Origin of the sequence: Kitasatospora sp. NPDC058046, from assembly GCF_042885595.1 — a bacterium.
Classification (GTDB): domain Bacteria; phylum Actinomycetota; class Actinomycetes; order Streptomycetales; family Streptomycetaceae; genus Kitasatospora.
Map to the genome: position 1 here is coordinate 768079 of NZ_JBHVRS010000001.1, position 10722 is coordinate 778800.

12 protein-coding genes are annotated in these 10722 nt (G+C 74.0%); 2 read left to right on the forward strand and 10 right to left on the reverse strand.

The annotated features are described in order from the left end of the window. Positions 1–63: 63 nt before the first annotated feature. Both ACFVU7_RS03515 and ACFVU7_RS03520 read right to left on the reverse strand, forming a co-directional pair. Positions 64–219, reverse strand: a complete 156-nt coding sequence (locus tag ACFVU7_RS03515) for a hypothetical protein (RefSeq protein ID WP_181970583.1) — start codon at positions 217–219, stop codon at positions 64–66. Between the two features lie 247 nt (positions 220–466). Then, on the reverse strand, positions 467–613 hold the full coding sequence (locus ACFVU7_RS03520) for a hypothetical protein (RefSeq protein WP_158077652.1): 147 nt from the start codon (positions 611–613) through the stop codon (positions 467–469). 325 nt (positions 614–938) lie between these two features. Between ACFVU7_RS03520 and ACFVU7_RS03525 the strand changes: the two genes are divergently transcribed. Continuing rightward, positions 939–2009, forward strand: coding sequence for a M48 family metallopeptidase (locus ACFVU7_RS03525; protein ID WP_388044066.1), 1071 nt, complete (start codon positions 939–941; stop codon positions 2007–2009). A gap of 92 nt (positions 2010–2101) precedes the next feature. Here the strand turns inward: ACFVU7_RS03525 and ACFVU7_RS03530 are convergent, their stop codons facing one another. The 5 genes from ACFVU7_RS03530 to proB all read right to left on the reverse strand — a co-directional run bounded on the left by ACFVU7_RS03530 (position 2102) and on the right by proB (position 7253). Then, positions 2102–3163: a hypothetical protein gene (locus ACFVU7_RS03530; RefSeq protein ID WP_380782544.1), complete on the reverse strand. Its 1062-nt coding sequence runs from the start codon at positions 3161–3163 to the stop codon at positions 2102–2104. Between the two features lie 106 nt (positions 3164–3269). Next, complete coding sequence (locus ACFVU7_RS03535) at positions 3270–3851, reverse strand: hypothetical protein (RefSeq protein WP_388044068.1); 582 nt, start codon at positions 3849–3851, stop codon at positions 3270–3272. A 134-nt stretch (positions 3852–3985) separates the two neighbouring features. Next, positions 3986–5302 (reverse strand): glutamate-5-semialdehyde dehydrogenase, encoded by a 1317-nt coding sequence (locus tag ACFVU7_RS03540; protein ID WP_380782548.1) that lies wholly within the window; start codon positions 5300–5302, stop codon positions 3986–3988. A gap of 98 nt (positions 5303–5400) precedes the next feature. Further along, a complete protein-coding gene (locus tag ACFVU7_RS03545) occupies positions 5401–5925 on the reverse strand; it encodes a hypothetical protein (protein WP_388044070.1) in 525 nt (174 codons plus the stop codon). 191 nt (positions 5926–6116) lie between these two features. Next, on the reverse strand, positions 6117–7253 hold the full coding sequence (proB, locus tag ACFVU7_RS03550; protein ID WP_049660991.1) for a glutamate 5-kinase: 1137 nt from the start codon (positions 7251–7253) through the stop codon (positions 6117–6119). A 304-nt stretch (positions 7254–7557) separates the two neighbouring features. Between proB and ACFVU7_RS03555 the strand changes: the two genes are divergently transcribed. Further along, positions 7558–8316: a hypothetical protein gene (locus ACFVU7_RS03555; RefSeq protein WP_388044072.1), complete on the forward strand. Its 759-nt coding sequence runs from the start codon at positions 7558–7560 to the stop codon at positions 8314–8316. A 92-nt stretch (positions 8317–8408) separates the two neighbouring features. On the opposite strand, the gene obgE is transcribed toward ACFVU7_RS03555, so the two are convergent. The 3 genes from obgE to rplU all read right to left on the reverse strand — a co-directional run bounded on the left by obgE (position 8409) and on the right by rplU (position 10617). Beyond that, positions 8409–9887, reverse strand: a complete 1479-nt coding sequence (obgE, locus tag ACFVU7_RS03560) for a GTPase ObgE (RefSeq protein WP_388044074.1) — start codon at positions 9885–9887, stop codon at positions 8409–8411. Positions 9888–10027: 140 nt separating this feature from the next. Beyond that, entirely contained in the window at positions 10028–10285 is a 258-nt protein-coding gene (gene rpmA, locus ACFVU7_RS03565) for a 50S ribosomal protein L27 (RefSeq protein WP_030309712.1), read from the reverse strand. 14 nt (positions 10286–10299) lie between these two features. Next, on the reverse strand, positions 10300–10617 hold the full coding sequence (gene rplU, locus ACFVU7_RS03570; RefSeq protein ID WP_045696828.1) for a 50S ribosomal protein L21: 318 nt from the start codon (positions 10615–10617) through the stop codon (positions 10300–10302). Positions 10618–10722 lie beyond the last annotated feature (105 nt).

Sequence of the window (10722 nt, forward strand, 5' to 3'; positions counted from 1 at the left end):
CAGACGCGTGAGGGAGCGTCCGGCCGGTGGCCGGACGCTCCCCGAGCGGCCCCAGGCCCCGGCTCAGCGGTCCCGGTTGAAGCGGGTGGTGATGAAGAGCAGGACCAGCAGGATGACCAGTGCGGCGCCACCGGTCAGGGCCGGGTTCAGACTGTCGTGGTTGCCCCCCTCGCCCTCGGCGAGCAGGTTCAGAACGGGGAGTGCGGCAGCAGTGCTCATGGTCGGCGGGACCTTCTCGGCTCGGTGAACGGACCTGGGGGTTGTTCCGGGCCGGGTGAGGGCCCACCCGTCATCGTACGGGGGGTTACACGGCAACCGCTCGGCGGCCCACCGCCGCTGACCGGGCGTGAGCGCGGGCCAAGGGAGCGACCGGCGAACGGGCCCGGGCCCCGGCGAACGGACCGGAACGGCCCCGGCGAACGGACCTGGGACGGCCCCCGGGGACGGCCCCGGGGAACGACCGGCCCTAGTTGTTCTTGAAGGCGCGGGCCATGATCCAGATCAGCAGGCCGATGCCCACGAAGGACGCGACCACGATGATCCGCAGGAACAGGCCGGGGCCGGACTCGTCGGAGATGGGCGCGGCCAGGCTGACAAGCGTGTCGGTGGACATCTGCGGGGGCTCCTCGTACTGCTCGGTACCGCGGCCGGGTCCGGTCTCGGTCGTCCAGGCCTCAGGGTAAACCGGCCTCACACCGGCGGTGCCCCCCGGCCCCGCGGACGCGCCCCGCAGACGCGCGCCACCGGCCCCGCGGGCGCGCCCCGGCGGCCCGCCGAGCCGCCCACGGCCCCGGCGCCCACCGCGCGGACCGCGCGTACGCTGACCCCGGGGACGAGTACGCAACCGCGCACGTTGCACAGACAGTCGTTGCAGGCGAAGACCAGCGGGGGGCGGGCCAGCGGGCCGCGGCCGCCGTCGACCAGGAGGTACTCACACCATGACCGACACGACCTCGAAGACGCCGAGCCGCCGCCGCGAGCGCTTCCCCGGGATCTCCACCCGGGCCTGGGAGCACCCGGCGGACCGCTCGGCCCTGGTCGCACTGCGCAGGCTGACCGGCTTCGACGACATCCTGAAGAAGCTCGCCGGACTGGTCTCCGAGCGGGCGATCCGGCTGATGTTCCTGGCCACCGCGGTGAAGACCTCCGAGCGCCAGTTCCCGGAGCTGCACGACATGGTGCGCGACGCCGCCTACGTGCTCGACCTGGAGCAGGTCCCCGACCTGTACGTCTCCCAGGACCCGACGGTCAACGCGTACTGCATCGGCATCGACACCCCGGTCATCGTGATCACCAGCGGCCTGGTCGAGCTGCTGGACGAGGAGGAGCTGCGCTCCGTCATCGGTCACGAGGTCGGCCACGCGATGTCCGGCCACGCCGTCTACCGGACGATGCTGATGATCCTCACCAACATCGCCACCCGGATCGCCTGGGTGCCGCTCGGCAACCTGGCGATCACCGCGATCATCACCGCGCTCAAGGAGTGGTTCCGCAAGGCGGAGCTGTCCAGCGACCGGGCCGGCCTGCTCGCCGGGCAGGACCTCCAGGCGTCCATGCGGGCCCTGATGAAGCTGGCCGGCGGCCACAACCTGGCCGAGATGAACGTCGACGCCTTCCTGGAGCAGGCCGAGGAGTACGAGAAGGCCGGCGACCTGCGCGACGGCGTGCTCAAGGTGCTCCAGCTGCTGCCGCAGACCCACCCCTTCGCGGTGGTCCGGGTCGCCCAGCTGAAGAAGTGGGCGGAGAGCGACGACTACCGCTCGATCATGGCCGGCGCCTACCCGCGCCGCTCGGACGACCCGGACACCTCGGTCACCGAGCAGTGGAAGGCCGCCGCCGAGCACTACACGACCTCGGTCAAGGAGAGCAAGGACCCGCTGATGGGCCTGCTCCGGGACGTGGCCGGCGGCGCCGCGACGGTCGGCGGCAAGCTCCGCGACACCTTCACCGGAGGCGGCGGCAGCAGCAACGGCAGCCGCGACGGCTCCGCGGACCGCGACGGCAGCTGACCCACCGCGACCGACCACGACCGCGAGCCGCGACGGCGGCCGGCGTCCCGCCCGGGGCACCGGCCGCCGTCGCGTTCCACGGCCCGGGCGCCTCAGCCGCCCGCCAGCACCTCGCACACCTGCCAGCCCGGCCGGGCGTGGTTGCCGGGGTCGACCGGCGCCGGCGGGGTGACCGCCGTGCCCTGCGCGGTGGCCAGCACCGGCTGCAGGAATCCCGCCATCGAGGCGCCGCAGGGCTCCGGCCCGGCCTGCACCACCGAGTCCACCAGCCGCAGCTGCCCCGAGGCCAGGTCCACCCGGTCGAACTCGAAGGTCAGCTGCCGCCGCACGGTCTCCAGGGTGACCGGCGCCCCGGCCGGGGCGCCGGCCGGCTTGAGCGCGTAGACGAAGGTGTGGTCGGTGGTGATCTGCAGCGTCCCGCTGTCCGCCTCGTCGATCCGCATCGCGCCGACCACCTTCACGGTGTTCGAGGCCAGCGCGACCTGTGCCGGGTCGAAGCGGACCATCCAGCCGGTCACCGCGTGGTGGCGGTCGTCCACCGGCTGCGCCACGCTCGCGTCGAACTCCGCCTGCTCACCGGGCGTGACGAAGACCCGTACGTCGGCGGTGGCGCCCTGGACCAGCGTCGCCGGGGAGAGCGAGGAGGCGACCAGGTAGCGCTGGACGGTGTCGAGCGCCTTGGCCACCTCGACCCGGCCGAAGTTCCCGGTGGCGGCGCCGGTCGGGGTGTTCAGCCCGATCGTGCCGTCCCCGTACCCGAGCGGCAGCGCGGCGAACGGGTCCGCCGGGTCGGCGACCGGGTGGACGGCCGACGCCGGGCTCAACGCGACCAGGCTGACGGTCAGTTGGCTGCCCTCGGGCCGCACCGCGGTGCCCTTCGGCGAGCTCACCCCGAAGTACACCGCGGCCCCGAAGGCGAGCAGGATGAGCAGCAGCAGGATGAGCGCCTGGCGCGGGACGGTGCCCAGCGGGCCGAACCGCACCCGCGACCGGGTGGCCTTGCCGAAGGAGCCCGCCAGCCGCTCCCGGGCGGAGAGTTCCTGGATGCGGGCAGCCCGCACGAACGATTCGTCGAACACGACGGACCGGAATTCGTCCTCGTTGCCGGAACCGCCCTCGGGCGTCCCCTCAGGAGGCTCTCGCGGGTCACCCACACCACCAGGGTAGGCGGACACCAGCGCCGCCACGAGGGTCCGGGCGCACATTCCCGGGAACGCTCCGTGACCACTGCCCCGGGGCGTGCGCCCCCGGGCGCTCGGACTAGCCCGCGGGCGCCGTGACCACCAGCGGGGGCTCCGCCGGGGCCTGCCCGGGGGCCACCCCGGTGCTGCTGCTGCCGGACTGGGGGCGCCGGGGCGTGACCGAGGGGCCGCCCACCCCCTGGTAGATCGCCGCGACGGCGACCGCCACCAGGCTCACCCCCATGATCACGGCGAGCACCCAGGCCACCGGCCGGTGCCACCGCTGCTGGGCCACGTACCGCCCGGGGACGCGCACCGGGTCGTCACCGCGCCGCCACCGCCGGACCCGGCGGTCGGCCGCCCGGCCCGGCCCCGACCAGGGGTCGGGGTAGAGGTGGTCCGCGTCGAGTCCGCTCGGGTACGGGCGCAGCTCCAGCGGCAGCCCGTCCCCGGCCGGAACGTCACGGCCCCAGCCCGGCCCCGCGGCGTCCGGCTCGAACCGGGCCTCGGCGGCGGCGAGTTGCCGCTCCTTGGCGGTCGGCTCGTGCACGGCGGCGGACCGGACGAAGGCCTCGTCGAAGACCACGGTGGCGAACTCGTCGTCCGCACCACCGTGGTCGGAGCCGTCGGGGTACGGGAAGCCCCCCACATCCTCAGCCACGGATTCAGCGTATTACCGGCCGGACGATTTGTCTGTGGCTCCCGGCAGTTGGTCCGTCGCACGTGTGACGGACGCCCCGCGCGCGCCGCCCGGCGGCCGTCCGCGCCCCCGCCCGCGGCCTGCGGCCTGCGCGCCTACTCGGCCCCGCCGCCCACGGTCTGCGCGGCCTCGCCCCGCACGTGCCCGTCACCAGTGACGATGTACTTGGTGCTGGTCAGCTCGGGCAGGCCCATCGGGCCGCGGGCGTGCAGCTTCTGGGTGGAGATGCCGATCTCCGCGCCGAAGCCGAACTCGCCGCCGTCGGTGAAGCGGGTGGAGGCGTTGACGGCCACCGTGGTGGAGTCCACCAACCGGGTGAAGCGGCGGGCGGCGGCCTGCGAGGTGGTGACGATCGCCTCGGTGTGGCCGGAGGACCAGCGGCGGATGTGCTCGACGGCGGCGTCCAGTGAGGGCACCACGGCGGCGGCCAGGTCCAGCGAGAGGTACTCGGCGCCCCAGTCCTCGTCGGTGGCCGGCACCACGGTGGCCGGTCCCCCCTCGGCGGCCTTCAGCACCGCCTCGTCGCCGTGCACGGTGACCCCGGCCCCGGCGAGCGCCGCCAGCGCGAGCGGCAGGAAGGCGTCCGCGACGTCCTGGTGGACCAGCAGCGTCTCGGCGGAGTTGCAGACGCTGACCCGCTGCGCCTTGGAGTTCAGCAGGATGCCGACGGCCATCGCCAGGTCGGTCTCGGCGTCCACGTAGACGTGGCAGTTGCCGGTGCCGGTCTCGATCACCGGGACGGTGGAGCCCTCGACCACGGTGCGGATCAGCGAGGCGCCGCCGCGCGGGATCAGCACGTCCACGTAGCCGCGGGCGCGCATCAGCTCCCGCACCGACTCCCGGCTCTCCCCCGGCACCAGCTGGACCGCGTCGGCGGGCAGCCCGGCCGCGGCGACGGCGTCGCGCACCACGGCGACCAGCGCGCTGTTGGAGCGGTAGGCCGAGGCGGAGCCGCGCAGCAGCACCGCGTTGCCGGACTTGAGGCAGAGCGCGGCGGCGTCCGCGGTGACGTTCGGGCGGGCCTCGTAGATGATGCCGACCACGCCGAGCGGCACCCGGACCTGCCGCACGTCCAGGCCGTTGGGCAGGGTGTAGCCGCGCACCACCTCGCCGACCGGGTCGGGCAGGCCGGCCACGTCGCGCACGTCCGAGGCGATCGCGGCGATCCGCTCGTCGGTCAGGGTCAGCCGGTCGATCACCGACTCGGCCGTGCCGGCCGCCCGGGCCCGCTCCACGTCCTCGGCGTTGGCCGCGACGATCTCCGCGCTGCGGGCCACCAGCGCGTCCGCGACCGCCAGCAGCGCGGCGTCCTTCGCGCCGCGCGGCAGCGGGGCGAGCGCGGCGGCGGCCTCCCGGGCTCGGCGCGCTACGGCGAGGACGGGGCTGTCGGCGGTGGCGAGGTCGCTGGTCATGCCGCCAAGGGTAGCGACTGCGCCCGCCCCGCCCGGGCGGCATTTCGCCCGGTGAGACAGCTCGGTACGGCGTTCGGTCCGGCGTTCGGTCCGGGCGCTCAGTACGGGTGCACGCCGCCCAGGTGCGGCGGCGGCTCGCCGAAGCCCTCCGCCACCCGCTTGTGGTACGTCGTCCGGTCGACCACCTCCAGCCCGACGATCTCCCAGGGCGGCAGGTTCGAGGTGACCTTGTGCTCGCCCCACAGCCGCAGCGCGATGGCCGCCGCGTCGTGCAGGTCCCGGGCCTGCTCCCAGTAGCGGATCTCGGCGTGGTCGGCCGCGTAGCGGGCGGTCAGGAAGAACGAGTGGTCGTGCGCCAGCTGCTCCAGCGAGGCGCGCAGCGCGGACAGCGGGGTGACCTGCCCGGCCACGCTCAGCACCACGTGCCACAGCCGCGCCTGCTCGGGCACGGTGGGCGGCTGGGCCGCCCGGTCGAGTTCGGGCCGCATCCCGCGCATCCCGCCGGGCCGCTGCGTCGGCGGACCGGCCGGCTCGGCGGGGCCGTCCCCGCGTCCGCCGTCGATGCTGGTCAGCCGCCGGCCCGCGGTCCCTGCGGTCAGCGCTGCCTCGCGCCTGCGTTCCACCGGCGGCCTCCTGTTCGGCGATGTCGTGTCGTCCCCACCGGCCCCGTCGGCCCTCGGCCGACCGGTACGGCTGCGCCCCTCCTCGCCCGCGGCCGGGCCGCTCCCGGTACGGAGCGGCCCGCCGTCCGCGCGGCGCCGATCGGCCGGGCGGCCGGTGCCGGGGCAGGCCCCGGCACGGTCGACCGGGCCGGTCAGCCGCGCAGAACGACCAGGTCGTCGCGGTGGACGACCTCGCGCTCGTACGCGGCGCCGAACTCCTGGGCCAGGTCGCGGGTGGACCGGCCGAGCAGGCGGGGCAACTCCCTCGCATCAAAGTTGACCAGTCCGCGAGCCACGATGTGGCCGTTTTCGGCAAGAAGGTCCACCGGATCACCCGCGGCGAACTCCCCGTCGACCTTGGTGACCCCGGCGGGCAGCAGCGAGGCGCCGCCGGAGACGACCGCCCGGACGGCGCCCTCGTCCAGGTGCAGCGCCCCGCGCGGGCTGCTCGCGTGGGCCAGCCAGAGCATCCGGTCGGAGGTGCGGCTGCCGGTGCGCAGGAAGAGCGTGCCGGTGGGCCGGCCGGCCAGCGCGTCGGCGGCCTGGCTGGCGGCGGTGAGCACGACCGGGATGCCGGCGCCGGTGGCGATCCGGGCCGCCTCGACCTTGGTGACCATGCCGCCGGTACCGACGCCGGCCTTGCCGGCGCTGCCGATCTCGATGCCGTCGAGGTCCTGCGGGCCGCGCACCTCGGCGATCCGGCTGGTGCCGGGGCGGGACGGGTCGCCGTCGTACAGGCCGTCCACGTCGGAGAGCAGTACGAGCAGGTCGGCGCGGACCAGGTGGGCGACCAGGGCGGCCAGCCGGTCGTTGTCGCCGAACTTGATTTCGGCGGTGGCGACGGTGTCGTTCTCGTTGACGATCGGCATCGCGCCCATCGCCAACAGCTGGTCCAGGGTGCGGTACGCGTTGCGGTAGTGGGCACGCCGGCTGGCGTCCTCGGCGGTGAGCAGCACCTGGCCGACCCGGATGCCGTACCGGGCGAAGGAGGCGGTGTAGCGGGCGACCAGCAAGCCCTGGCCGACGCTGGCGGCGGCCTGCTGGCGGGCCAGGTCCTTGGGCCGGCGGTCCAGGCCGAGCGGGGCGAGCCCGGCGGCGATCGCACCGGAGGAGACCAGCACCACCTCCGGGGCCTCGGGGCGGCCGCGCAGCTTGGCGAGCGCGTCCACCAGGGCGTCGACGCGGTCGGCGTCCAGGCCGCCGGTCGCCGTGGTCAGGGACGAGGAGCCGACCTTGACGACGATCCGTCGCGCGGTCAGCACCTCCTCCCGCAGAGGGTCCTCGCTCATCTCGCTGTACGCCCTTCCGGTGTGGTGCGGGTACGGCGGGGCCCGGGCCCGGCCGTCACCCCCGAAATCTACGCGATCCCCGCAGGTCACCGGCGGGGTGTTTCACCGGATGGACCGGATCCGGTACGGGCCGCCGCGGGCCGCCCGCCAAGCCGGATGGCTGGTATGGTCCCTGACCGCAAGCCAGATCGGGGGACGGCTTCTTGCCCGCTGTACCCATGTCGTCATCGACCCTTCCTGTCACGACGGGCGGCGCCGCACTGGGCAAAGGCCGGCAACGGTCGCGGCCGTGCGCCCAGGAGAAATGCGCACCATGCGTTCGTACACCACCAAGCTGACCGTCGCCGCGCTCGCGGCGGCCACCGCCCTCTCGCTCGCGGCCTGCGGGCCGGACAACCCGGACACCCCGGCCGGTACCGGCGGCGCCACCGGCGCGGCCCCGGCCCAGACCGGCGCGCCCCAGACCGGCGCGACCCCGGGTGCCACCGCCGGGGGCGCGGCCGGCGGTTCGGCCGCGGCCCCCTCGGGCGCGGCCCCCTCCGGCGCGGCGGGCGGGGCCGGCACGGCCGGTGCGGCGGGCGGCGGGGCGGGCGCCGGAGCCGTCCCGGCGGCCGCCACCAGCGTGAAGGTCGGCCAGAGCGCCACCGTGGACTTCGCCGACAAGACCTCCAAGGTCGCCACCAAGCTGGAGGTCACCATCACCGGCGTCGAGGCCGGTTCGGCGCAGGACTTCACCGCCGCCAAGATCAGCATCGTCGGCCTGGAAGGCCGCACCCCGATGTACGTCAGCTACACCATCAAGAACCTCGGGGACGCCAGCCTCTCCTTCACCGCCCCGGACTCGAAGCTCGTGCTCTTCGACACCACGGGCAAGAAGGGCGTCAACGTCCTGACCGCCGCGACCCCGCTGCCCAAGTGCACCGGCGCGAAGTTCCAGGGCGTGGCCAAGGGCGCCGAGGTCAAGGGCTGCACCATCATCTCCACCCCCGGCAACACCCCGGCCGCCGTCGGCTACACCGACCTGGCCGACCCGCTGAAGCTCCAGGCCTCCTGGACCAAGTGACGCCCCGTCACCGCCGGACACGCGGACGGCCCCCGCCACCTCGACAGGTGGCGGGGGCCGTCCGGACCGGACCGGTCAGCGGTCCTCAGTCCTCAGTCCTCGTCGTCGTCGCCCTCGATGGCGGCCTGGCGGCCGCTGGAGAGCGCCTCGAAGGCGAGGAACTCGGACTCGGCCGCGTCCCGGCCCTTCTGCTTCTCGCGACGGCGGTCGACCGCCGGGCGCGGGGTCTCGAAGCGGTGGTCCTCACCACGGCGGCCGAGCATCTCGGCACCGGCGGCCATGGTCGGCTCCCAGTCGAAGACGACGGCGTTCTCCTCGGGGCCGATGATGACGGTGTCGCCCTCGTGCGCCCCGATCTTCCACAGCTCCTGCTCGATCCCGAGGCGGGCCAGCCGGTCGGCGAGGTAGCCGACGGCCTCGTCGTTGCTGAAGTCGGTCTGGCGGACCCAGCGCTCCGGCTTGATGCCGCGGATGCGGTACGCGCCGTCCTCCTCGGTGATGGTAAAGCCGGCGTCGTCGACGGCCTTGGGCCGCAGCACGATCCGGGTCGACTCCTCGGCCGGCTTGGCGGCGCGCGCCTCGGCGACGATCCCGGCCACGGCGAAGCTCAGCTCGCGCAGGCCCTTGCGGGAGGCGGCGGAGACCTCGAACACCCGGTAGCCGCGCTCCTCCAGGGAGGCGCGGGTCAGGTCGGCGATGTCCTGGCCGTCCGGGACGTCCACCTTGTTGAGCGCGACCAGGCGCGGACGGTCTTCCAGACCGCCGTACTCGGCGAGCTCGGCCTCGATGGTCTCCAGGTCGGTCAGCGGGTCGCGGCCGGGCTCCAGGGTGGCGCAGTCCAGCACGTGCACCAGCACCGAACAGCGCTCGACGTGGCGCAGGAACTCCAGGCCCAGGCCGCGGCCCTGGCTGGCGCCCGGGATCAGGCCGGGCACGTCGGCGATGGTGTAGACGGTGTCGCCCGCGGTGACCACGCCCAGGTTGGGGATCAGGGTGGTGAACGGGTAGTCCGCGATCTTCGGCTTGGCGGCCGAGAGCACCGAGATCAGCGAGGACTTGCCGGCGCTCGGGTAGCCGACCAGGGCCACGTCGGCGACGGACTTGAGCTCCATGACGATGTCACGGGCCTCGCCGGGCTCGCCGAGCAGCGCGAAGCCGGGCGCCTTGCGGCGGGCCGAGGCCAGCGCGGCGTTGCCGAGGCCGCCGCGGCCGCCCTGGGCCGCGACGAAGCTGGTGCCGTGCCCGACCAGGTCGGCCAGCACGTTGCCCTTGCGGTCCAGCACCACGGTGCCGTCCGGCACCAGCAGGACGAGGTCCTCGCCGTCCGCGCCGGTGCGGTGGCCGCCCGCGCCGGGCTTGCCGTTGGTGGCCTTGCGCTTGGGCGAGTGGTGGTACTCCAGCAGGGTGGTGACCTGCGAGTCCACGGTGAGGATGACGCTGCCGCCCTCCCCGCCGTTGCCGCCGTCCGGGCCGCCGAGCGGCTTGAACTTCTCGCGGTGCACGGAGGCGCAGCCGTGGCCCCCGTTACCCGCGGCGACGTGAAGTTCGACGCGGTCCACGAAGGTGGTCATGGGTGTGCCTCCAGTGCGCGAGAGTCTGCTTGCTACCTGCGTAAAGCGTGAAGGGTGGACCGGAGAATTCCGGCCCACCCTTCACTGTGAGTCTTGTCCCGACCCGGTGGGTCTTCTCAGACTCGGGAGTCCGCGGGGACTCAGGCCTCGACGGCCACGATGTTGACGACCTTGCGGCCACGACGGGTGCCGAACTGCACCGCACCGGCGGTCAGCGCGAACAGGGTGTCGTCGCCACCGCGGCCGACACCGGCACCCGGGTGGAAGTGGGTGCCGCGCTGGCGGACGAGGATCTCGCCGGCGGAGACGACCTGGCCACCGAAGCGCTTCACGCCGAGGCGCTGGGCGTTCGAGTCACGGCCGTTACGAGTAGAGCTTGCGCCCTTCTTGTGTGCCATTTTTCGCTATCCCCTTACTTGCTGACCGAGTCGATGCTGGTGATGCGCACCGCGGTGTGCTGCTGACGGTGACCCTGACGGCGGCGGTAGCCGGTCTTGTTCTTGTAACGCAGGATGACGATCTTGTCACCCTTGGTCTGGTCGACCACCTCGGCGTGAGCCTTCACGCCGGCCAGGACCCACGGGTCGGAGGTGACAGCGTCACCGTCGACGACGAGGATGGTCGAGAGCTCGACCGAGTCACCCGGCTTGGCCTCGATACGGTCGATCTCCAGCACGTCGCCGACGGCGACCTTGTGCTGGCGGCCGCCTGCGCGAACGATCGCGTACATGCGGTACCTGCTTTCCTTGCTCGGTCGGAACCCCCGACGCCAGCCACCTGGGTACGGACACAGGAGCCTCTCCCCGGCCCTCCGCGCGAACGCGGTGACCTCGGG